Raw genomic sequence first — 21,454 nt, 5'->3', positions numbered from 1 at the left:
CGGTCTAGAAACCACCATAACACATTTCCTCTGGGAAACAAGGCCTGCACGCGTGTTGTTGCGTTCCCGCACCAGCGGCGGCGCCGCCGGCCGTCAGCCGTCGCGCCCGTCGCGCAACTGGCGCGCCCGCGCCAGGCCGGCGACGATCACGTCCAGCGCCTGTTGCCTGGCGGCCGCGTCGGGCAGGCGCAGCACGTAGGACGGGTGGTACAGCGCCAGCACCCAGCGGCCCTGGTGGCGCAGCGGCCGGCCCAGCGCCTGCTTGAGCGTGGCGCCGGCGTCGCCCAGCACCGCCTTGAGCGCCGTCGCGCCCAGCGCCACCACCACCGCCGGTTGGCCGCGCTCGATCTCCCGCTCCAGCCAGACGCGGCAGGCGTCGACCTCTTGCTGCGCCGGCGTCTTGTGCAGGCGCCGCTTGCCGCGCGGCTCCCATTTGAAATGCTTGACCGCGTTGGTGATGTAGACGGCGTCGCGCGCCAGCCCGGCCAGCGCCAGCGCGCGTTCGAGCACGGCGCCGGCCGGGCCGACGAACGGCAGCCCGGCCAGGTCCTCCTGGTCGCCCGGCTGCTCGCCGACCAGCATGATCGGCGCCGTGGCCGGGCCGGCGCCGTCGACGGCCTGGGTGGCGTGGCGCCACAGCTCGCAGCGGCGGCACTGCGCCAGCGCGCCGTCGCCGTCGCCGTCGCGGCGCGGCCCGGCGCCGCCGGCGGCGATGCGCACCACGCTGCCGGCGCGCTCGGCCACGCCGGGCGCCTGGCCGGTGCGGCGGGCGCCGGCGGCGGCCTGCGCCAGCATCGCCGGCACCACCGCGCCCTCGGGCAGGTTTTTCCAGAAGCGCGCCGGGATGTGGCTGTGCAGCAGGCGCCGGTTCAGCCGCGCCGGATTGAAGATGCTACGGTAATAGGTCAGCCACAGCGCCTCGCCGGCGTCGTCGACGTCGGCGGCGCCGCGCATCCGCGGCGGCAGGCTGTGCAGCGCGGCGCCGTCCCACAACACGGTCGCCTCGGGCGTGGCGATCATCCACGTCGCGCCGCCCATGCGCGCGGCGAAATGCGGCGCCACCTGCGCCAGCACGTCGTGCACCGGTTCGTACCAGGCGACGAAGCGCGGCGCCCCGGCCGCCTCGGGGCGTTCGCGAAAGCGCACGTAGGCGTGCATGTCGTGCTGCTCGCGCTGCACCGCCTTGACCATCGCGTGCAGCCGCGCGCCGTCGGGGTCGGCGGCCGACATGACGTCGCGTTCGCCGCGCCGCCAGCGCCACACCACCCGGTACAGCAATGCCCAGCGCGCGTCGGCGCGGAAGCGCGCGGCCGTTTGCAGCAGGTCCACCAGCCGGCGCGGCAGTTGCATCGCGCCGGCGGCGGGGCAGGGCGCGCGCGGCCGCGCGACGGCGTCGTCGATGCCGGCCAGCAGGTCGCCGTCGCCGGGGCGACTGATCCATTGCACCGCGTGCGGCGCGATGTCGTGCGCCAGCAACTGGCGCGCCGCGTCGCGCCACTGCTCGAAGCACTGCGCCAGCACCGGCTGCCCGGCGCTCACGGCGGCGACCGCGTCCGGCGGCGTCAGCTTGTTTGCGGCGCCGGCCATAGGTCTAACTGTTGCGGCGCCAGCTGTTGCTGCGCCTGTTGCTGCGGGCCGCGTTGGGGCGCCGGCGCCAGCGCGCGCCGCAGCAGCTCGGACGAGCTGGCCCCCTGCGGCGGCGAATAGTCGGCGGTGACGATGAACGGCGCCGCCTTCTTCATGCTGCAGCGCAGCCGGCTCACGTCGGCGTAGCGGATGCGCCGCAGCCGCCGCAGCTCGACCAGGCGCTTGGCGTTGCGCACGCCGATGCCGGGCACGCGCGCGATCATCGCCGCGCCGGCCCGGTTCAGGTCGAGCGGAAAGTGCTCGCGGTGCGCCAGCGCCCAGGCCAGCTTGGGGTCGATGTCGAGCGCCAGGTTGCCGGCCGCCGGCAACAGCTCGTGCACCTGGAAACCGTAGGCGCGCAGCAGGAAGTCGGCCTGGTATAGGCGGTGTTCGCGCAGCAGCGGCGGCGCTTGCAGCGGCACGCTGTCGGGGCTGTGCGGGATCGGGCTGAAGGCCGAATAATAGACGCGCTTGAGCTTGTAGCTGCCGTACAGGGTTTCCGCCGTCGCCAGGACCTGCCGGTCGTCGCTGGCGTCGGCGCCGACGATCATCTGGGTGCTCTGGCCGGCCGGGGCGAACGCCGGCGCCCCCGGCTCCTGCGCCTTTTCGTCGAGCTTGCGGCGGATCGCGCCCATCGCCAGCTTAATGGTGTGCAGGTTTTTCTCCGGCGCCAGGCGCTCGATGCCGGCCTGCGTCGGCAGTTCGATGTTCACGCTCAGGCGGTCGGCGTAGCGGCCGGCGGCGGCGATCAGGGCCGGGTCGGCGTCGGGGATGGTTTTCAGGTGGATGTAGCCGCGGAACTGGTGCACTTCGCGCAAGGTGCGCGCGACCTGCACCAGTTGCTCCATCGTATAGTCGGCCGAGCGGATGATGCCGGAACTGAGGAACAGGCCGTCGATATAGTTGCGGAAATAAAAGTCCGTGGTCAGCTTGACCACCTCGCGCACCGAAAAGCGCGCGCGCGGCACGTTCGAACTGCGCCGGTTGACGCAATACTGGCAGTCGTAGGCGCAGTAATTGGTCAGCAAAATCTTCAGCAGCGACACGCAGCGCCCGTCCGGCGTGTAACTGTGGCAAATGCCCATGCCGGTGGTGGCGCCGAAGCCGTCCAGGCCGGCCGAACCGCGCTTGGGCGCGCCGCTGCTGGCGCAGGAGGCGTCGTATTTGGCGGCGTCGGCGAGAATTTCAAGCTTGTCGGTCAGTTCCATGGGAATAATTAATTACTGTATAAATATACAGTATGGTACGCCGATTCGCGTCGCCGGTGTGATCCGTTTCGGTCCGTGCACGGCGGCGTTTTTTGCCTGTCCGGCGGCCGGCGATGAGCAGGCTTACGCCGTCGCTCATCCGACCTGCCACGCGCTCGCTCCGGCCGCCGGGAGCATGGGCACAGCAACAACATCCATGGCATACATCCAACGTAAAATTCTCCCGGGCAAAACGTCAATGCCGCGTTACGCTTGCGTTATACTCCCGTTCTGGTGTCGAACCTGGCATGGCCGAGGCCCATGCCAGTAGCAGACAACGCTCCCGCTGCCCGTCCGAAACGCGCCCGCAAGACGGCCGCCCAAGCCCGCCCCATTCGCCCCCATGCCGACCGACATCGCCTCCCTGCTATTCGCCCTGACGCTCAACATGCTGGTCATGTCCGTCGCCCTGCCGTCGGTGATGGGCGAGGTCAACACGGCGGCGCGCCGGGCCCAGGCCGGCATCTTCGCCGGCGCGGTCGGCTGGGCGCTACTGCTGGGTTCCGGGCTGACCGACGCCGGCTCCTGGGCCGACCGCGCGCTGTCGACGCTGGCGATGGCCGGCATCGCCGGCGGCATGGCGCTGAACGCCGTCGCGTTCGACCTGTGGTGCGGGCGCACCACGTCGTCGCGGGCGCCGGCGGCCATCGCCGTGCTGCTCACGCTCGGCTACGGCATCGGCTTTTCCAGCTACGCGTTCCGGGTCGGCTGGGCCAACGGCCTGCTGGCGCTGCAAATGGCGATGGTGGCGGCGACGCTGTGGCGCAAGCCGCGGGTGCCGGTGGGCCGCTGGCGCTGGCTGCTGGTCGTCGCCCTGCTGGCGCAGACCATCGTGACGGCCTGGCGCGGCGTGCTGGGCGCCTTCTTTACCGACCAGTTTCCGACCTTCCTGACCCTGCACCCGGTCAACATCGCCTTCGGGCTGGTGGCCAACGTCACCTCCATGCTGTCGCTGGCGGGCATCCTGCTGGCGCACCGCGACGAGGCGGCGCGCGGGTTGCAACTGCTGGCCACGCTCGACGGCCTGACGGGCGTCTTCAACCGGCGCGCCTGGCTGGTGCAGGCCAAGCTCGACCTGGCCATCAGCGTGCGCTACGACCAGCCGCTGGTGCTGCTGATGCTCGACCTCGATTACTTCAAGCAGATCAACGACAGCCACGGCCACGAGGCCGGCGACCGCGCCTTGCGCTTTTTCGCCGTCGCGCTGCAAACCCTCAGCCGCACCGGCGACGTGCTCTGCCGCTACGGCGGCGAGGAATTCTGCGTGCTGATGAACCGCGCCGACCACGCCGCCACGCAGTCCTTCGACCAGCGCCTGCGCGCGCTGCTGGCCGCGTCGGCGCAGGACCAGCTGGGCCACCAACTGAGTTACAGCGCCGGCGTCGCCACGCGCGTGGGCGCTGGCGACACGCTGGAGGCGATGCTGCGGCGCGCCGACGTCGCGCTGTACGGCGCGAAGGCGCTGGGCCGCGCGCGCACGCTCGACGCCCAGGGGCGAGAGCTGGAGCCAGCTAGCGCGTCCTGAGGCAGCCGCGTCGGTTCCGTTCAGGTGGACGGGCGCAGGCGCCGCATCAGCGCGTCGTAGACCGCGGGTGGCAGCAGCAGTCGCTCAACCACGGTCTGCCGGCTTTGCTTGAGCTTGCCCTTCGCATCGAGATGGTTGTCGAGGGCGTCCAGGTTCAGCACGCGCAGGGTCGGGTCGGCCGTTTCGGCAATCAGTTCAAGCTCGAAGCTCTTCCAGCGCTCCGTTTCGCGCGGCGCGCCGGCATCGACGGCAAGGAGCTGCTCCAGTTGCGTGAAGTCGCCGCGTTCGAATGCCGCGCGCAACGCTGCCGGGGCCGTGTCGTGGCCATCCACTTCGAGTTTCAGCGCCTGCTCGGCCCATCCGCCGCAGCGTTCCGAATACACGCGCGTGCCGGTGCCGACCCAGGCGCTAAACAGCGCCGCCAGCGCGACCAGCGCGGCTTCCAGGCCCCATTGCCAGAGCATCTGGTTCGCCGACGCCGGCTCGGACGGCGTGCCCGCGCCCATGTGACGGCTGATGGACGTGCGGTAGTGCTCCGCCAGCCAGTCGAAAAAGGCCTGCCATTGCGCGACATCGGCCAGCGCCAGCTGGCTGGCGGTCGCGCCGCCGCGATCCAGCGTCAAGGCGATCCAGAGCAGCCACGACGCCCACAGCCCGAAGGCCACCAGCACCAGCGTTGCGAGCAGGTTGAAGGGCAGCGAGCGCGACTTCCCGGCCTGCGCGGCGGAACTGGCGGCTATGCCGATCAGCGCGCCGAAGATCAGCGTCGCCAGAAACGAAAAATAGATGAAGGGGTTGTAATGGATGACCACGGCGTACAGCGCGGCCGACGCGGCAACGCCCGCTCCGCCGGCGAAGAGGACGTACAAGGGAGCCAGCGGGCCGACGCGCCCGGAGCGCACATGATAAATGGGAGATTGCTGCATGTATTGAGTGCCTGATTTTAAGTTGTGGGGGAGCGCGCAAAACGCATGCTGGGTCGGCTATAGTCGTAGAGTTTAATGCAGGCTGTGGAGGGCACGAATTATTAATCAGATAATTTGTCATGTATCGCATGATTGCCGCCCTCAGTTGGCCGCACTTAAGCACTCTTCTATCATGAGTATTCGGGTATGAGCCGATATTAATGCTAGTATCCTGTGTATATGGATGCCACCACCTGCACACTCCAGATCTTCACCGACGATGCCTGGCGCGACGCCGCGGCGCTCGACATGGTCGGCGACCCTGCGCGCGGGGTGGATGCCGCCACGTATCTGATCTACCTGCCCAAGCACGCGATGGCGTATTGGGGCAGAACCGACGCTGCGGCGCTGTCGGTGAACCTCCCGGTCGATTTGAGCACCTATCCTGCCGAGACTTGGCCGCCTTTCCTGATCGACTTACTGCCCCAAGGCTATGGGCGAGCTGAACTCTTAAAGCAACTGGGGAGAGGCGAGGCTGTCGGGCCAGCCGCGGATTGGTCGCTGCTGTGCGCGGGTGCCGGCAACCCTATCGGCAACGTCAGGGTCAAGGAGGCGCACGAGTGGGTCGCCGCGCGCAGTGGCGGCGCGCCCCGTGGATTCACCGTGGGCGAGGTGGCATCCAGGGCCGGCGATTTCAACGAGTACCTGGCGCAACAAGGTTTATTCCTGGCGGGATCATCTGGCGTTCAAGGCGAGTGGCCAAAAATCCTCCTCACACGGGCGCGCGACGGTCTGCTCTACCTCGACCACACGCTCCCGGACGAGCAGGCGCAAGAACACTTCATCGTGAAGTTTGGCCGAGGTACGGACCAGTCATTGGCCAACATCCTGCGTCTGGAGGCGCCGTACATGCGTCTGGCGAAAGGGTTGGGACTGAATGTCTATGCCGACCTTGCCTTGCGCGAACGCGCCTTGTTCATCCCGCGCTTCGATCGGGAGGTGGCGGGCGGGCGCGTGATGCGTTACGCCCAGGAAAGCGTCGCTTCGCTGTGCGGCATCGGCGGATTCGGCGCGGCCCCTTCGCACAACGAGGTGTGCCGGCTACTCGGTGAAGCGGCGACCGATCCGATGCGCGAGGTGATCGAGTATCTCAAACGCGACATCGCCAACATCGCGCTGGGCAACAAGGACAACCATGCCCGCAACACCGCCATCCGGCGCAGGCACGACGGCAAGGTGTCCCTGACGCCGCTGTTTGATTTTGCCCCGATGTGGTTGCACCCCGATGGCATAGCCAGGCGGATTCGATGGCAAGCCGATGATGGCGGCTCGCCCGTGTGGGCCAGCGCCATCGACCAGGCCTGCGCGGCGGCACAGGTGGACCGCGCCGCCGTGGCCGCCAGCGTGCGGATGATCGCCGCGCCGCTGGCAACGCTCTTTGCCGATGCGCGCGCGCTGGGGATAGAGGAACAGTTTCTAAGGCCGTTGGACAAGACGCTTGAAAATGTTCTGTCGCAGTTGGAGAAAATCTAGATGGACAAACGCTTCAAGCCGCTTTCGCCGAGCGAGGAGCTGCAGGCGCGCCGCGCATTGGCCGACGAACTCGCCAGCGATCCCAGCCTGCCGATTCCGGCGGTGATCAGGAAGATCCGCACGGCCCTGCGCTTCACCATCGCGGAGTACGCGCAGTTGTGCGGCGTGTCGGCGCGGACCTTGCAGGATATCGAGCGCGAAGAGTCCAGTCCGACGCTGGCGACCGCCGAAAAGCTGCTGCGGCCGATGGGCATGGCGCCGGGCGCCGCGGCCAAGCCGCGCCGGCGCTGACGCGCCGGCTTTTTATCGCCTGGCGTTTACTTCGCCGCAGCTTGTCCGAGGGCGGGAGCCAACTTCGCCACGAAGCCTGCCATGGTTTCCTCGCCTAAATCAACAGTTTTGGCTCCGCCGCCTGCAATGAACGTCACGTCAACAATGCCGATCACACCAAGGATGAGGCGTAGATATTGGCTGGCGATGTCGCGGTCGCGGATTGGCGAGCCTTCGGTATACACGCCTCCCGATGCTATTAATACTGTCGCCTTCTTATTGATTAAGAGTCCGCGTCCATCGAAGCCGAGCGTTAATCCCTTTCGAACAATGTGGTCGACCCACGCCTTGAGTACGGCGGGAACGTTGTAGTTGTAGACCGGTGTTGCAATGACGAGGTGGTCGGCGGCGAGCAATTCCGCAACGAGCTGGTCCGACAATCGCAACTGGTCTTTCATGTCGGACGAATGCCGATCCACAGGTGTGAAATAGGCATCGAGCCAAGCTGCGGTGACGAAGGGCAAGTCAGTGTTCAGTAAGTCGCGTTCGACGACTTCGCCATCGACGTGGCTGGCCTGCCAATCCGCGACGAAACGACGAGTCATATTGCGGGAGATCGAGTGGTCGCCCCGCGGGCTGGTTTCAATTACCAAAAGTTTAGTCATGAAAAATTTCCTTCCGAAAGAACACTACAGATAAAGGCACAATGGGATTGCATGGCACCAATATATCGGGGAAGCTCCATGTTTGGCAGCGATTAAAATATGATACGATCCATCACTTTTATCGATGTACATTGAATGCGGAGCATGCCGTGATTGGAAGCCTTACACTGGACCAGTTGCGTGTCCTGGTGACGATCGCCGATGTCGGCAGCTTCTCCGCCGCCGGCCGCCGCCTGCATCGGGTACAGTCGGCTATTAGCCAGGCGGTCGCGATACTTGAGGCAACACAGGGTGTCCTGCTGTTTGACCGAAGCGGCCATCGGCCGACTTTGACAGAGACTGGACGGGTTCTTGTTGAGCAAGCGCGCTTGGTTCTTGCCAGCGCTGCCCGCTTCGAGGCGGTGGCCACGGGTACCCGTTCCGGCTTGGAGCCGGAACTCGTCATTGCAATCGACCCCTTGGTTCCCACGGCGCCCTTGATCGATAGTTTGTCCGCCCTGAGCGAAACATTCCCCAGCCTGCCTGTCAGTTTTTCAACCGAAGGGCTAGGCGGTTCGCTGAGGCGCCTGCGCAGCGATTCGGTGGCAATCGGCATCTGCCTGCTACTTCCAGCCGTTCCCGACGACGTCACCGCCTATCCGCTGCTACGCGTGCGTATGCTGCCGGTCGTGGCGCCCGGACATCCACTCGCCTTGCTGGAGCGTCCGGTGGCGCCGGACGATTTGGAAGGGCACGTTCAGCTGGTACTGTCCGACCCTGTTGATCCCGCTGGCGCTAATTACGGACTGTCGAGTTCGAGACTGTGGCGCTTCGTCGACCTTGGCCGGCGCCTGGACTTTCTCATCGCCGGTTTCGGCTGGTGCCGTATGCCCGAACATCTTGTCGCCGGCTTGATTGCGAAGGGGGACTTAACGTTGCTTCAGATCGACGCGGACTCAAGCCCCAAGGAAGGGCTGGCGATCTATGCGGCCCACAAGCGCAGCCGTGCACTCGGGCGGGCGGGACGCTGGTTGCTTGACGACCTGAGGCAACGACTATCGCCGCCCACGCCCGGCTGAGCTACGGCTACAAAAACAGACGGGCGGGGAGGTGGAAGCGTTGGGTAAGATGGTCTGTGATTCCCGCGTACCGGGGATGATGAAATGTACAGGCGAGAAAAAAGCCACTAAACCCTTGATTACATCGGATTTAATGGCTTTTCGGTACTTCTCGATTTGTCTGGTGGTGCCGGGAGCCGGAATCGAACCGGCACGCTGTTTCCAGCGCGGGATTTTGAGTCCCGTGCGTCTACCTATTCCGCCATCCCGGCAACGCGAGACGCATTATCACTGATTTACGGTAATTCGGCAAGTTTTCGCAAAATTTGTATACTTTAACAAGTATTCCATGCGCGGGGAATCGGCGTATCATCTCGGCTACCTTAAGCATTGCGCCGGTTTTGCCGGTCGCCCAGACGCATGAAAAACAAGAAAATCCGCGAAATCATTCTCGGCAAGGCGCTTGATCCGATGAAGGTGGAAACCCGCCACTCGATGGCGCTGGTTGCCTTCCTGGCCTGGGTCGGCCTGGGCGCCGACGGCCTGTCCTCGTCCGCCTACGGCCCCGAGGAAACCTTCAAGGCGCTGGGCGGTCACGCCCACCTCGGCCTGTACATGGCCATCGCCACCGCCGTCACCGTCTTCATCATCGCGCTGGCCTACAACCAGGTGATCGAGCTGTTCCCCACCGGCGGCGGCGGCTACCGCGTCGCCACCAAGCTGGTCGGCCCCTACATGGGCCTGATCTCCGGCTGCGCGCTGGTGCTCGACTACGTGCTGACGATCGCCATCTCGATCGCCTCCGGGGTCGACGCGCTGGCCTCCTTCCTGCCGCTCGGCTTCCAGCCCTACAAGCTGTGGGCCGAGGTGTTCTTCATCGGCTTGCTGATCGTGATGAACCTGCGCGGCCTGAAGGAGGCGATCCAGATCCTGCTGCCGATTTTCCTCGGTTTCGTCGCCACCCACCTGATCCTGATCGTCTACGGCATCGTCGCGCACGCCTCGCACCTGCCCGAGCTGATTCCCAACACCCTGGTTGAAACCACCGAGCTGGCCAGCAGCATCGGCTGGACCGGCGTGGCCGGCATGCTGCTGCTGGCCTATTCCCAGGGCGGCGGCACCTATACCGGCCTGGAGGCGGTGTCGAACAACGTCAACCTGCTGGCCGAGCCGCGCGTGCGCACCGGCAAGGTGACGATGCTGTACATGGCGCTGTCGCTGGCGTTCACGGCCGGCGGCATTATCTTGCTGTACCTGCTGTGGGACGCCAAACCGACGCCGGGCGAGACGCTCAACGCCTCGACCTTCAAGAGCATCATCGCCAGCATGGACCTGGGCGGGCCGCTGGTGAACCAGGTGCTGCTGGTGATCGTGCTGGCGTTCGAGGCCGGCCTGCTGTTCGTGGCCGCCAACACCGGCTTCCTGGGCGGCCCGTCGGTGCTGTCGAACATGGCGGCCGATTCGTGGGTGCCGCACAAGTTCCGCTACCTGTCGACCCGGCTGGTGACGCAGAACGGCATCCTGGTGATGGGCCTGGCCGCGCTGGCGATCCTGTTCTGGACCGCCGGCAGCGTGACGCTGCTGGTGGTGCTGTATTCGATTTCGGTGTTCCTGACCTTCGCCATCTCGCTGTTCGGCCTGTGCCTGTATTGGATGCGCAACCGCAAGGAGGGCACGCACTGGCTGCGCCGCCTGCTGCTGTCGCTGGTTGGCTTCGTCATCTGCGCCGGCATCCTGGTGATCCTGGTGTTCGAGCGCTTCGCCGAGGGCGGCTGGGCTACCGCCGTCATCATCGCCGCCATCGCCGCGCTGTGCATTGTCATTCGCAAGCACTACGGCCAGACCAAGCGCGCCATCCATTCGGTCGACGAGGTTTTCGCCGCCCAGCCGTTCGGGCCGGGCGTCGAGCCGATCGAGCCGGACCCGGACCACCAGACCGCCGTGTTCATCGTCGGCACCTCGCGCGGCGGCGGTCTGCACGCGCTGTTGTGGGTGCAGCGCATGTTCCCCGGCCATTTCAAGAACTTCATCTTCGTCAACGCCAGGACGGTCGATTCGCACGCCTACGGCGGCGAGGGCGCGCTCGAGCAGATGCGCAGCGAGGCGGCCAAGACGCTCGAATTCTTCGTCGATTTTTGCCACAGCCACGGCATGGCGTCGGCCTCCTACATCGGCTTCGGCACCGACGCCGTCGACGAGGTGACGCGGCTGTGCGAGGACATCAGCGAGGACTTCCCGAACGCGATCTTCTTCACCAGCAAGCTCATTTTCGCCACCGACAACTGGTTCACGCGCCTGCTGCACAACCAGGCCGCGCTGGCGGTGCAGCGGCGCCTGCATCTGGAGGGTTTGCAGATGGTGATTCTGCCGATGAAGGTGTAGGCGCCGGCACGCCGGCAATAGCGACCGCGCCGCTCCCCGGGCCGCGGCCGCGCGCTGGCGCAACATCCTGCTGCAGGCAGGAGATCGGTTGTTGTGCCAACTCAAGGAATTTTTCAGTCAATGTCGTGAAGCCTGCGTAACAGTATATTCTTTCTCTCTCCCCCGCCACGGTAGGCCTCGCCCCCTGCGTCGGCTTCTGCCCCTCCCGTGGCAACGCCTGTGTCTAGCCGCGGTTCCCAGATGCGCGCGCCGGCCCGGCGCGAAAACGACTCTTTCTATTGTTGTTTTTTTTGTTTTTTTTCCCGCTAAGTATTATATAAGTAATATTGTCTGTGCCATACTATTGATGTTAGGAAATCAATTCCCACGCTCTTGTGCTGCGGAAGTGTCTTTTTATATAAATCAATTGAAAGGTTTCATATGGAACTAGGATTTTTGGGCACCTTCGCTGCGGCGGCCGCTCTCGCCGCACCCTTCGCTTTGCCCGCCAGCGCCGCAGACGATTTCACCGTGCACAAATTTTCGTTCAGCCAGCAGCAAGCGGATAGCTCCTACTTTACCGGCACTTTCAACGGTATCGATTTCGACAGCGACGGCTTCCTGAGCGCTGACGAGACGTGGAATTTCACTTACGCCGCTTTCGACGGCCCACGCGGCTACCTCGATGGTAATTTTCGGGTGTCGTATGAATGGATGACCTTTAACCTGTCGGAATTCAAGGCCAATCCCAACAGCGACTCGCTGCTTAAATTTTCCGCCTTTACCGACTGTGCGCATTGCTCCGGCTACTACCGCAGTATCTATTCGGAAAATTCGCAAACCGACTTTGCATACACAAACGTAAATCTGTTCCACTCCAAGGGCGCCGGCAATTCCGATCTTCCTGATTATTTCAACCGCCACATCAATGGCCACGTCGTGATCCGCGACCTCACCCTGTCCGCCGTGCCTGAGCCAGGCACCTACGCGATGCTGCTCGCCGGCTTGGGACTGCTCGGTTTCGTCGCGCGCAAACGTCGCGCCTAAGCAAGCAGGGGTGGCGGCGTAATCCCCGCGTCAGCAAAAAAGCTTATGATTTCCCTATCAGAGCGCGCAGCGCGGCCGCAAAGGCCGCGCCCGCCGCCGTCATAAGGAGATCGGATGCAACAGCTTAGTTATGTACACGGCGCCCACCAGACGCCGTTGATCGGTGCCACCATCGGCGCCTACCTCGACGCCGTGGCCCTGCGGCACGGCGAACGCGAGGCGCTGGTCGTGCCGCACCAGGGCGTGCGCTGGAGCTACCGCGACTTCCACGCGCGGGTCGAGCGGCTGGCCGCCGGCTTGTTGAAGCTGGGCTTGCAGCCGGGCGAGCGCGTCGGCATCTGGTCGCAAAATTGCAGCGAGTGGGTACTGACCCAGTTCGCCACGGCGAAGGCCGGTTTGATCATGGTCAATATCAACCCGTCCTACCGCCGTTCCGAGCTGGAATACGTGCTCGACAAGGTGCACTGCAGCGCCTTGATCCTGGCGCCCGCCTTCAAGACCAGCGACTACCTGGCGATCCTGCAAGACGTGGCGCCGGAACTGCGCCATTGCGCCGCCGGCGATCTGCGCTCGCCGCGCCTGCCGCACCTGCGCCACGTGATCCGGCTGGGCGCGCAACACACGCCGGGCATGCATAATTTCGACGCCGTGGCCGAGGCGGCCGGCGCCGCCGATCTGGCGCGCCTCGCCGAGGTCGCCGCCACCCTGCAGTTCGACGACGCCGTCAACATCCAGTTCACCTCCGGCACCACCGGCGCGCCCAAGGGCGCCACGCTGACCCACCACAATATCCTGAACAACGGTTTTTTCATCGGCGAGGCGATGCGCCTGACCGAAGTCGACCGGCTGTGCATTCCGGTGCCGCTCTACCATTGCTTCGGCATGGTGCTGGGCAACCTGGCCTGCGTCACGCACGGCGCGGCGATGGTGTATCCGGGCGAGGGTTTCGACGCCAGGGCGGTGCTGGACACCGTGCAGGCCGAGCGCTGCACCGCCTTGCACGGCGTGCCGACGATGTTCATCGCCATCCTCGACCATCCGGCGTTCGGCGAGTTCGACCTGTCGAGCCTGCGCACCGGCATCATGGCCGGCTCGCCGTGCCCGATCGAGGTGATGACGCGCGTGGTCAAACTGATGCACATGGCCGACATCACCATCGCCTACGGCATGACGGAGACCGCGCCGGTCAGCTTCCAAAGCTCGGTCGACGACCCGCTGGCGCTGCGCGTGTCGACCATCGGCCGGGTCCATCCGCACCTGGAGGTGAAGATCGTCGACGCCGGGGGGCGCATCGTGCCGCGCGGCGAAAAGGGCGAGTTGCTCACGCGCGGCTATTCGGTGATGCGGGGGTACTGGGGCGACCCGGAGAAGACCGGCGAGGCGATCGACGCGGCGCGCTGGATGCACACCGGCGACCTGGCGGTGATCGACGCCGACGGCTTTTGCAGCATCGTCGGGCGTTCCAAGGACATGGTGATACGCGGCGGCGAAAACATCTATCCGCGCGAGGTCGAGGAGTTTTTGTACCGCCATCCGAAGGTGCTGGACGTGCAGTGCGTCGGCGTGCCGGACCCGAAGTACGGCGAGGAGCTGTGCGCCTGCATCATCCTGCGCCCCGGCGCGCGGGCCGACGCCGAGGAGATCCGCGCCTTTTGCGACGGCCAGATCGCCTACTACAAGGTGCCGCGCTATGTCCGCTTCGTCGAGGCGTTTCCGATGACGGTGACGGGCAAGATACAGAAGTTCATCCTGCGCCAGCAGGTGGCGGGCGAGCTGGGACTGGGCGGCTGAACGCCGCCGGCAAACGCCGAAGCGGCCTGACTTCACGCCATTCGGCTCACACGCCAGCGGCGGGGATGGTCTGGGCGAATTGCGACACGCCGTTCAGGTCCAGCAGTTCCACCGTCATGGCCTTGGTCTGCGGCTCGATGCTCACTTCGCCGAAGAACTGGAAGCCGGCGAACGGCGACGAGTTCTGTAGCACCGGGGAGCGGGCGAACACCTCGGTCGGGCCGAAGGTTTTGTCGAGCTTGCCCGGGCCGAAGGAGCCGGCGTTCATCGGGCCGGCGACGAATTCCCAGAACGGCGCGAAGTCGCTGAACTGCGCCTTGGCCGGGTCGTAGTAGTGCGCGGCGCAGTAGTGCACGTCGGTGGTGATCCAGACGACGTTCTTGACCGCCTTGACGCCCTTGAGCAGACGGGCCATTTCCAGTTCGCGCCCCGACGGCGCGCCGTGGTCGCCGTTGGCGCTGCCCTCCCAGCGCGCGTTGCCCTGGGCGTCCTTGCCGTCGCCCACCTGCAGGCCGATCGGCATGTCGGCCGCCACTACTTTCCAGGTCGCCTTCGACGCCGCCAGTTCGGCGATCAGCCAGTCCACCTGCGCCGTGCCGAGGAAGGCGCTGTCGGCGTTGTCGACGCTTTGCAGGTTGGCGCTGTTCGGGCCGCGGTAGCTGCGCATGTCGAGCACGAACACGTCGAGCAGCGGGCCGTACGACAGGCTGCGGTAGATGCGCTGCGGTTCGGCCTGTTTGTAGTAGCGCATCGGCGCGTATTCGAGGAAGGCGCGGCGCCCGCGCGCGGCCAGCGTCGCGACGTTCTTCTCGGTGTAGCGCGGGTCCGCCGACAAGTCCTTCGAGCCGCTGTAGTTGTTGGTCACTTCATGGTCGTCCCACTGCCAGATTTGCGGCACCTGGGCGGCGAACTTGCGGAAGTTCAGGTCCAGCGTGTTGTAGGCGTGGCGGCCGCGGTATTCCTTCAGCGTCTCGGCCACCTTGCTGACCTCCTCGGTGACCAGGCTGGTCCAGATGCGCCCGTCCTCGGCCGGCGTGCGGGCCTGGATCGGGCCGTCGGCGTAGATCGTGTCGCCGTTGTGGATGAAAAAATCCGGATCGCGCCGGCGCATCGCCTCGTACATCTTGACGCCGCCGAACTCGCTGTTGATGCCCCAGCCCTGGCCGGCGGTGTCGCCGCTCCAGTGGAAGCGCAGCGGCCGCTTGCCGTCGGCGGCGGGGGGCGTGCGGAACTGGCCGGACACGGTTTCGCTTTCGATGCGGCCGTTGTCCGGGTCGACGTAGCGCACCCGCACGAAGACGGTTTGCCCGGCCGGCAGGCCGCTCAGGTCGACGCGGGTGGTGAAGTCGCTGGCCTCGCTGGCGGTCGGGCCGACGATGCGGCTGGCGTTGGCGAAGCGTTCGGTGGTGTCGTATTCGACGATCATTTGGGCGTTGCGGTCGCTGCGGCTCCAGATCACGGCGCGCTCGCCGGTGACGTCGCCGAACTGGATGCCGGAGGGCAGCTTGGGCCGTTCGGCTTCACTGGGCAGCACGGCCGGCGCGGCGCCGGAGCCGCCGCAGCCGGGCAGCAGCAGCGCGCCGCCCAGCGCCGAAGCGCCGGCCAGCATGCCGCCCTGCGACAGGAAGCGGCGGCGTGAGATGGATGATGTCATGGCTAGCCTCGTGGTGGAATTGTCCACGAGTGTAGGGGGCGATTATGACAGCGCCATGAATCCGCCCGCGGTGCGCCCGGGCGGCCGGGCCTTACGCCGCCTCGGCCAGCGCCAGCGCGGTGAAGCCGCCCGGCATGTCGATTTCCATGCGTTCCTCCAGCAGCGCGAAGATGGCGTCCTTGGACAGCACGTAGCGCTCCAGCAACTCGGTTTTCAGCGAGGCGATGACGGCCTTGTAGTCGCCGATGGCCCCCAGCGTGTAACTGTACAGCTCGTCCGCCTTGGCCTCGACCTGGCGCAGCGTGTGCTCGCCGTTGCCGTCCTGCTTGAACTGGCTGTAGTCGATCTTCGAGCGCGAGTACATCGACAGCCGGTTGACCATCATGTCGAGCATCGCGGTGGCCTTCTGGATGTCGTTCTGGCTGCCCACCGAGATGCCGCGGGCGCCGTAGAACAGCTCCTCGGCGGCGACCCCGCCGTACAGCTGGATGACGTCGCGCTCCATCTCCTCGAGCGTGCGCAGCGACAGGTCGTCGCCGGCCGACAGCACGTAGCCCAGCGCGTTCAGCTTGGAGACCGACTCGGTGCTGATCTTCAGCAGGTGCGACTTTTCCTTCACCTCGGCCAAGCTCAAGCCCTGGCGCAAATAGGGGTCGATCTGCATGAAGAAGTGGCCCAGCTCGTGCAGCGCGATGCGTTCGCGCTGCAGCGCCTTCTCGGCCGTGGTGGCGCGGTCGGTCAGGCCGATGGTCGAGCGCTCGAAGGCGCGGAACATCAAGTCGGTGTCGATCACGGCCTTGTCCTGGATCGCGATCATGCTGGCGCGGTCGACCACCGACTCCAGCAGCGCCGGGCTGAGGTTGGCGGTGATGTCGGCCACCTGGTTCAGGTCGAGCCGGTCCCAGGCCACGCAGCCTTCCTGCTTGCGCCCGAGGAAGCTGCGCAGCAGTTCGGCGCGCTCGGCCTTGTTCGGCAGGCGGAAATTGATCTTCACCGAAAAGCGCCGCAGCATCGCCTCGTCCATCTGGCTGGAGGCGTCGTCGAAGTTCGACGCCACCACCCAGATCACGCCGCTGCCTTGGTCGCTCTTGACGCCGTCGAGCAGGCCGAGCAGGGTATTGGCGGTGTCGTCCTCCCATTTCTTCTCGCCGCGCCCGCGCGGCATGAACAGCGTTTGCGCCTCGTCGAGGAAGATGATGCAGTTGCCGCGCGCGCAGGCCTTGCGGTACAGCGCGTTGAGGGCCTTCGAGCCGCCACCGATGTAGCCCGATTCCAGCGCCGAGCCGGACGCCTGGATCAGCGGCAGGTTCAGCTTCTTGGCCAGGTAGCCGGCCAGCTTGGTCTTGCCGGTGCCGGCCGGCCCCGTCAGCATGACGTTGAAGGGCTTGTCGATGTTGTGCGAGCGGTACACGCTGCGGTGGCGGATCATGTCCTCCAGGTGCAGCACCTCCTGCTTGATGTCGTCCATGCCGATCAAGTCGTCCATGCTGCCCTTGAGCTGGTCGGGCGTGATGACGGTGGTGCTCATGCCCATGCCGGGGATGCCGAACTTGAGCGCGAACAGCAGCAACGCGACGACGGTGATGTCGAAGGCGTGGCGCTTCAGAAAGGCGGCCGAGGCCGCCACCGGGCCGGCGTCGGCGTCGTCTTGCAGCACGGCCTTGTGCGAGGCCAGGAAATCGTCCTTGGCGATGGCGTACGGAATGCCGTTGCGCAGCAGGATTTCGCGCTCCAGGCTCAGGTGCGAGGTGCTCGGCACCTTCACCACGTGCAGTTGCGCGGTGTCCTTGAACTTGAAGATATAGCGCGGCGCCTCCGACAACGGCTTGGCCACCAGCAGGTATTCCAGGCGCGCGCGCTGGCCGGCCAGCGCGGTGATTTCGGCAATGTTTTGCGAGCGCACCAGCGGGATGGCCACCTGCTCGACGTCGCCGCCGAAATAGGTGGCCAGGCCGATGCCGAGGGCGGCGAGCACGCCGAGCATCAGGCGGACGTAGGTGTTCTTCAAGGCGAGCTGGAGTTTATAGAATGTGGGCATAGCAATACTCAACAGTGGCAATGGTCTGGCGGACGGCGCGGCGGGGTGCGGACGCTTGTGTGACGCAATAGTCGGACGAGATGCGCGGGGCGGGGCGCAGGCGGCGGGCAAGGCAGCGCAAGCCGCCGATACCACTTCGCCAAGATTTCAATGCCGTACGGCAATGCGTAATATGCCGACTATAGCGCTATGTGGGCGCTTTGTGTTGAGCTGGCGCATAAAAAATTTGGTCGCGCAACAGCCGTGCTTGCCTAGTGTAGTTGCTTCGACAAGCTGTGCGGCGCGCCACTGTTGTACATATTAAAACGACCCGGGCGCTGGCGCGGCCGGGTCGTTCTCGATCATCTCGCCACGGCGGCCGTGGCGCACGCTCAGGCCGCCTTGCGGCGGCGCAGCACCAAGCCCATCAGGCCCAGGCCGGCCAGCAGCATCGCATAGCTTGCCGGTTCCGGCACGGCCGAGACGCTGACGCCCTTGAAGCCGAGCGCGCCGATTTCGACGCTGGAATGGCCCTGGCCGATGGCCATGACGGAGTCGGCGACCAGGCTGCCTTCCAGGTGGCCGCTGCCGGAGAACTGCGCCAGCGGCGCCAGAATGCTGCCCCAGGCGTAGGTGGTCAGGCTGGCGCTGGTGGCGGCCGAGAAGTTGAACAGGGTGCGCTCGCCGAAGGCGCTGAAGCTGGCGTAGCCGCCCGACAGCTTGATGCTGGTGGCGCTGTCGTTGATGATGATGTGCGCGGTGCTCTTCAGCGAGGAGATGTCCAGCGTCAGGTTTTGCAGCGACGAGGAGTCGATGTTGAACACGTTGACGTCGGCGTTCTTGTCGCCGACCAGGGTGTAGCCGCTGTTTTCAATGACCACGGTGCCGGTCGACTTGAGCTGGGCGACGCTGTTCGACAGGGTGCTCAACTGGGTCTTGGCGGCGGCGAAGTCGATCGGCGCGCCTTTGACGAAAGTGCCCGGGGCGAACCATTGCTTCGTCGTCAGTTTGTTGCCGTAGACGGCGCCGCCGTTGGCGATGTTGCCGGTGCCAATCTTCAGGTTGCCGCCGGCGACCAGCACGGGCGCGCCGGCCGGGCTTTTCTGGCCGACCGAGAAGCCGCTGAGGAATACATCGCCGCCGGCCGCCAGGCGGCCTTCGACGTCGCGGAAACCGCTGTTGGCGCTGTTGCCGACCTGGCCGAAGATGAAGGCCGAATAGCCGTTGGCCGGGCCCAGGTCGATGCCGAGCGGGGCGGCGCCGGCGGCGCCGGCGCAAAACAGGGCGGCCGCGGCGGCCGGGATAAGACGTACTGCGAAGGAAATCGATGGCATGGGCGTACTCACATTAGCGTTGATGGGTTCAGGCGGCATAAGGTGGGGGCGCCGGAAACAAGACCGCGTATTATATCCAAAAACCAACTAATATTTCTAGTTAATAACAATAGGCGGTATAGGAATGAGGCGATATGGAGGAAGCGGCTAGTCGGCCCGGTGGTATAGCCGGAAGCGCTCGGAGTTGTCGGACGGGCGACGGCCCTCCCACACCTTGACCCATTGCTTGCCGCGGAACTGGGGCGCGATTTCCTTGTCGTCGCGCAGCTTGGTGCTGTCCTGTAGCAGCAGCACGTCGCAATGGCCGCCTTGCATGCCGGCGAACGGCAGGTGCGCATAGTAGGCGAACGAGGCGCGCTGCGCCGGGCCGACGTTGGTGTCGATGCAGTTGGGCGCCGGCGGCAGCTTTTGCGCGATCTGGCGGGCGACGCTGGCGTAGCTCTTGCTGTAGTTCAGCTCGGGCAGGAACAGCGTCATGATCAGCACCCACAGCAGGATCAGGCCGCCGGACGACAGCACCACGGCGCGCCACAGCACGGCGGGCTGGCGCGAGATGCGCCAGTGCACCAGCGCGATCCAGCCGGCGGTGGCGCCGGCGGCCACGAAGAAGGCCACCAACTCCAGTTCCGGCGTGAAGCCGGGCACCAGCTTGAGGACGTTCTTCGACAGTTGCGCCGGCCAGCCGGTTAGCTTGGCGAACCAGAACAGCCAGAACACGGCGGCGCAGGTGGTCAGCACCATCACCGAGAACCAGTCGATGGCGTTGATGGCGCCGCGCTTCATGGTCAGCAGGCCGAACGCGGCCATCACCGCCAGCGGCGGCAGCAGCGGCAGCAACTGGCTTTGGTCCGGGTTCGGGTGGCACAAGGCCAACAGCGCCAGCATGCTGACGAAGCTGACCGGTACCACCACGTGCAGCACGTGGTGCTGGCGGCGCCAGGCGTAGACGGCCCAGGCCGCGAACGGCCACGCCGGCCAGAAAAACCACATGCCGACGCGGCAGAAAAATTGCAGTCCGGCCAGGCCGGGCGCGCCGAGCTGGGCCTGGTTCCAGGCCAGCCACGGCGCCAGCGGCGAGCCGCCGAACGGTTGCAGCAGCTCGGCCGGCAGCAGCCAGAGCAGGGTGACCAGCAGCGCCACCGCCAGCGCCGCGGCCAGGTCGCGCAGCACGCGCAAGGCCGGCAGGCGCAGGAAGCGGGTGCACAGGAACAGCGCCGCCGTCAGCGCCAGCGGCGTGACCCAGCCGCGCGCCAGCGTCAGGCCGCCCAGCGCCAGGCCGACCAGGGCGGCGTTGCGCAGCGACGGCAGTTCGACGTAGCGCACGGCCCGGTACAGCAGGTAGGCCAGCAGCGTCACTTGCAGCGTTTCGGCGGTGTTCTGGTGGCTGTGGTTGAGCAGGCCCAGGCAGCCCAGGTAGATCAGCACGGCGGCGTCGGCCAGGGTGCGGCCGAAGTCGTCCGGCTCGGGCTGGCCGCCGAAGGCCAGGCGCAACGGCTGGGCGTCGGGGCGCCGGCCCAGGTTGAAGGCGGTGTACCACAGCGACAGCACGCCGCCGCCGAAGATGCCGATGGTGGCCAGGCGGGCGCCGAAGACGTCGCCGACCAGCCAGCCGAACAGTTTGATGCACAGCGCGCCCAGCCAGAACGTCAGCGGGCCTTCCTCGGGCGCCGGCAAGCCGGCGATGTTGGGCCACAACCAGTCCTGCAGGCCGCCGTGGGCCATCGTCCACATGACGCCGAAGCTGGCGGCGTCGTCGTTTTTCCACGGTTCGCGTCCGATCAGGCCGGGCAGGATGTACAGCAAGCCGAGCGCGAACAAGGCCCAACGTGGCAGCGCGAGGGTGGCGGCGGCGGGAAGGCGGACTGGCTTCATCGTTCAAGGGCGCGCAAAAAAAGGGGTAGACGGAGTATCAACGAAAAAAGGCAGCCGCAGCTGCCTTTTTTTGCGCAAAGCGGCAAAGACTTAGCCTGCTGCGACTTGGGTTTTCGAACCCACGGTACCGAATTTCTGACGGAACTTCTCGACGCGGCCAGCGGTGTCGACGATCTTGTGCTTGCCGGTAAAGAACGGGTGCGATTCAGCCGACACCTCGATTTTCACCAGAGGGTATTCTTTACCTTCGTGGGTGATCATTTCGCGGGTCTGGATGGTCGAACGGGTGACGAATTTGAAATCGCACGACAGGTCGTGGAAGACAACTTCGCGGTAATTTGGATGTGTATCGACTTTCATGTGTACCTCTAATAGTTTGGTAGCCAAACAGCACTTCGTCGGTCGCCGTACTTCTTGACCCGATTGCCGATCACTTGCCGGGGGTTAAATAATGCAACCGCAGATTATACAGCGCCGCCGCCGTGCTGGCAAATGTAAAAAACGGGGACAGACCACGATTTTCCGGCAATCTTGCCGGGAAATCGTGGTCTGTCCCCGGTGTGCCGGCCG

16 protein-coding genes and 1 tRNA gene are annotated in these 21,454 nt (G+C 65.6%); 7 read left to right on the top strand and 10 right to left on the bottom strand.

Annotated elements, in window-relative coordinates:
* Positions 1 to 93: 93 nt before the first annotated feature.
* Positions 94 to 1,587 (bottom strand): UdgX family uracil-DNA binding protein, encoded by a 1,494-nt coding sequence (locus JANGC3_RS0116115; protein ID WP_017877525.1) that lies wholly within the window; start codon positions 1,585 to 1,587, stop codon positions 94 to 96.
* Positions 1,563 to 2,834: a putative DNA modification/repair radical SAM protein gene (locus JANGC3_RS0116110; protein ID WP_017877524.1), complete on the bottom strand. Its 1,272-nt coding sequence runs from the start codon at positions 2,832 to 2,834 to the stop codon at positions 1,563 to 1,565. Before JANGC3_RS0116110 ends, JANGC3_RS0116115 begins: the two co-directional genes overlap by 25 nt.
* Positions 2,835 to 3,216: 382 nt before the next feature.
* Here JANGC3_RS0116110 and JANGC3_RS0116105 point away from each other — a divergent pair, with 382 nt between their 5' ends.
* Complete coding sequence (locus JANGC3_RS0116105; protein WP_017877523.1) at positions 3,217 to 4,398, top strand: GGDEF domain-containing protein; 1,182 nt, start codon at positions 3,217 to 3,219, stop codon at positions 4,396 to 4,398.
* A gap of 20 nt (positions 4,399 to 4,418) precedes the next feature.
* Here JANGC3_RS0116105 and JANGC3_RS0116100 read toward each other — a convergent pair whose 3' ends face one another.
* Complete coding sequence (locus tag JANGC3_RS0116100; protein WP_157406679.1) at positions 4,419 to 5,324, bottom strand: hypothetical protein; 906 nt, start codon at positions 5,322 to 5,324, stop codon at positions 4,419 to 4,421.
* A gap of 219 nt (positions 5,325 to 5,543) precedes the next feature.
* Between JANGC3_RS0116100 and JANGC3_RS0116095 the strand changes: the two genes are divergently transcribed.
* Both JANGC3_RS0116095 and JANGC3_RS0116090 read left to right on the top strand, forming a co-directional pair.
* Positions 5,544 to 6,836 carry a type II toxin-antitoxin system HipA family toxin gene (locus JANGC3_RS0116095; protein ID WP_017877521.1) on the top strand — a complete coding sequence of 431 codons (1,293 nt, stop codon included), beginning with the start codon at positions 5,544 to 5,546 and terminating at the stop codon, positions 6,834 to 6,836.
* Positions 6,837 to 7,127: a helix-turn-helix domain-containing protein gene (locus tag JANGC3_RS0116090; protein ID WP_017877520.1), complete on the top strand. Its 291-nt coding sequence runs from the start codon at positions 6,837 to 6,839 to the stop codon at positions 7,125 to 7,127. It begins immediately after the preceding gene.
* A gap of 26 nt (positions 7,128 to 7,153) precedes the next feature.
* Here the strand turns inward: JANGC3_RS0116090 and JANGC3_RS0116085 are convergent, their stop codons facing one another.
* Positions 7,154 to 7,771 (bottom strand): FMN-dependent NADH-azoreductase, encoded by a 618-nt coding sequence (locus JANGC3_RS0116085; RefSeq protein WP_017877519.1) that lies wholly within the window; start codon positions 7,769 to 7,771, stop codon positions 7,154 to 7,156.
* 41 nt (positions 7,772 to 7,812) lie between these two features.
* Between JANGC3_RS0116085 and JANGC3_RS0116080 the strand changes: the two genes are divergently transcribed.
* A complete protein-coding gene (locus JANGC3_RS0116080) occupies positions 7,813 to 8,829 on the top strand; it encodes a LysR family transcriptional regulator (RefSeq protein ID WP_081611884.1) in 1,017 nt (338 codons plus the stop codon).
* Positions 8,830 to 8,993: 164 nt separating this feature from the next.
* Here JANGC3_RS0116080 and JANGC3_RS0116075 read toward each other — a convergent pair.
* A tRNA-Leu gene (locus JANGC3_RS0116075) sits at positions 8,994 to 9,080 on the bottom strand.
* 148 nt (positions 9,081 to 9,228) lie between these two features.
* On the opposite strand from JANGC3_RS0116075, the gene JANGC3_RS0116070 reads away from it, so the two are divergent.
* From JANGC3_RS0116070 to JANGC3_RS0116060, 3 genes are all read left to right on the top strand, one after another.
* Positions 9,229 to 11,190, top strand: a complete 1,962-nt coding sequence (locus JANGC3_RS0116070) for an APC family permease (RefSeq protein WP_017877517.1) — start codon at positions 9,229 to 9,231, stop codon at positions 11,188 to 11,190.
* 420 nt (positions 11,191 to 11,610) lie between these two features.
* Positions 11,611 to 12,216 carry a PEP-CTERM sorting domain-containing protein gene (locus JANGC3_RS33840; protein WP_081611883.1) on the top strand — a complete coding sequence of 202 codons (606 nt, stop codon included), beginning with the start codon at positions 11,611 to 11,613 and terminating at the stop codon, positions 12,214 to 12,216.
* 114 nt (positions 12,217 to 12,330) lie between these two features.
* The gene (locus tag JANGC3_RS0116060) at positions 12,331 to 14,007 is read left to right on the top strand and encodes an AMP-binding protein (protein ID WP_026133057.1); all 1,677 of its coding nucleotides are present in this window, start codon (positions 12,331 to 12,333) and stop codon (positions 14,005 to 14,007) included.
* Between the two features lie 46 nt (positions 14,008 to 14,053).
* Here JANGC3_RS0116060 and JANGC3_RS0116055 read toward each other — a convergent pair whose 3' ends face one another.
* From JANGC3_RS0116055 to JANGC3_RS0116035, 5 genes are all read right to left on the bottom strand, one after another.
* Complete coding sequence (locus tag JANGC3_RS0116055) at positions 14,054 to 15,661, bottom strand: alkaline phosphatase D family protein (RefSeq protein WP_026133056.1); 1,608 nt, start codon at positions 15,659 to 15,661, stop codon at positions 14,054 to 14,056.
* A 91-nt stretch (positions 15,662 to 15,752) separates the two neighbouring features.
* The gene (locus tag JANGC3_RS0116050) at positions 15,753 to 17,699 is read right to left on the bottom strand and encodes an AAA family ATPase (protein ID WP_017877513.1); all 1,947 of its coding nucleotides are present in this window, start codon (positions 17,697 to 17,699) and stop codon (positions 15,753 to 15,755) included.
* 371 nt (positions 17,700 to 18,070) lie between these two features.
* Positions 18,071 to 19,012, bottom strand: coding sequence for a choice-of-anchor A family protein (locus JANGC3_RS0116045; RefSeq protein ID WP_017877512.1), 942 nt, complete (start codon positions 19,010 to 19,012; stop codon positions 18,071 to 18,073).
* 147 nt (positions 19,013 to 19,159) lie between these two features.
* A complete protein-coding gene (locus JANGC3_RS0116040) occupies positions 19,160 to 20,884 on the bottom strand; it encodes an ArnT family glycosyltransferase (protein ID WP_017877511.1) in 1,725 nt (574 codons plus the stop codon).
* A gap of 90 nt (positions 20,885 to 20,974) precedes the next feature.
* Positions 20,975 to 21,244 carry a type B 50S ribosomal protein L31 gene (locus JANGC3_RS0116035; protein WP_017877510.1) on the bottom strand — a complete coding sequence of 90 codons (270 nt, stop codon included), beginning with the start codon at positions 21,242 to 21,244 and terminating at the stop codon, positions 20,975 to 20,977.
* Positions 21,245 to 21,454 lie beyond the last annotated feature (210 nt).

Source organism: Janthinobacterium sp. CG3 (genome assembly GCF_000344615.1).
GTDB lineage: Bacteria > Pseudomonadota > Gammaproteobacteria > Burkholderiales > Burkholderiaceae_D > Janthinobacterium.
This window is presented reverse-complemented; position numbering and strand designations above follow the sequence as displayed.

Excerpts from the sequence above, each read along its gene's own strand:
- JANGC3_RS0116050 (WP_017877513.1), bottom strand. The coding sequence starts at position 17,699 with ATGCCCACATTCTATAAACTCCAGCTCGCCTTGAAGAACACCTACGTC.
- JANGC3_RS33840 (WP_081611883.1), top strand. The coding sequence starts at position 11,611 with ATGGAACTAGGATTTTTGGGCACCTTCGCTGCGGCGGCCGCTCTCGCC.
- JANGC3_RS0116070 (WP_017877517.1), top strand. The coding sequence starts at position 9,229 with ATGAAAAACAAGAAAATCCGCGAAATCATTCTCGGCAAGGCGCTTGAT.
- JANGC3_RS0116090 (WP_017877520.1), top strand. The coding sequence starts at position 6,837 with ATGGACAAACGCTTCAAGCCGCTTTCGCCGAGCGAGGAGCTGCAGGCG.
- JANGC3_RS0116085 (WP_017877519.1), bottom strand. The coding sequence starts at position 7,771 with ATGACTAAACTTTTGGTAATTGAAACCAGCCCGCGGGGCGACCACTCG.
- JANGC3_RS0116055 (WP_026133056.1), bottom strand. The coding sequence starts at position 15,661 with ATGACATCATCCATCTCACGCCGCCGCTTCCTGTCGCAGGGCGGCATG.
- JANGC3_RS0116080 (WP_081611884.1), top strand. The coding sequence starts at position 7,813 with ATGGGATTGCATGGCACCAATATATCGGGGAAGCTCCATGTTTGGCAG.
- JANGC3_RS0116060 (WP_026133057.1), top strand. The coding sequence starts at position 12,331 with ATGCAACAGCTTAGTTATGTACACGGCGCCCACCAGACGCCGTTGATC.
- JANGC3_RS0116040 (WP_017877511.1), bottom strand. The coding sequence starts at position 20,884 with ATGAAGCCAGTCCGCCTTCCCGCCGCCGCCACCCTCGCGCTGCCACGT.
- JANGC3_RS0116035 (WP_017877510.1), bottom strand. The coding sequence starts at position 21,244 with ATGAAAGTCGATACACATCCAAATTACCGCGAAGTTGTCTTCCACGAC.
- JANGC3_RS0116095 (WP_017877521.1), top strand. The coding sequence starts at position 5,544 with ATGGATGCCACCACCTGCACACTCCAGATCTTCACCGACGATGCCTGG.
- JANGC3_RS0116105 (WP_017877523.1), top strand. The coding sequence starts at position 3,217 with ATGCCGACCGACATCGCCTCCCTGCTATTCGCCCTGACGCTCAACATG.
- JANGC3_RS0116100 (WP_157406679.1), bottom strand. The coding sequence starts at position 5,324 with ATGCAGCAATCTCCCATTTATCATGTGCGCTCCGGGCGCGTCGGCCCG.
- JANGC3_RS0116045 (WP_017877512.1), bottom strand. The coding sequence starts at position 19,012 with ATGCCATCGATTTCCTTCGCAGTACGTCTTATCCCGGCCGCCGCGGCC.
- JANGC3_RS0116115 (WP_017877525.1), bottom strand. The coding sequence starts at position 1,587 with ATGGCCGGCGCCGCAAACAAGCTGACGCCGCCGGACGCGGTCGCCGCC.
- JANGC3_RS0116110 (WP_017877524.1), bottom strand. The coding sequence starts at position 2,834 with ATGGAACTGACCGACAAGCTTGAAATTCTCGCCGACGCCGCCAAATAC.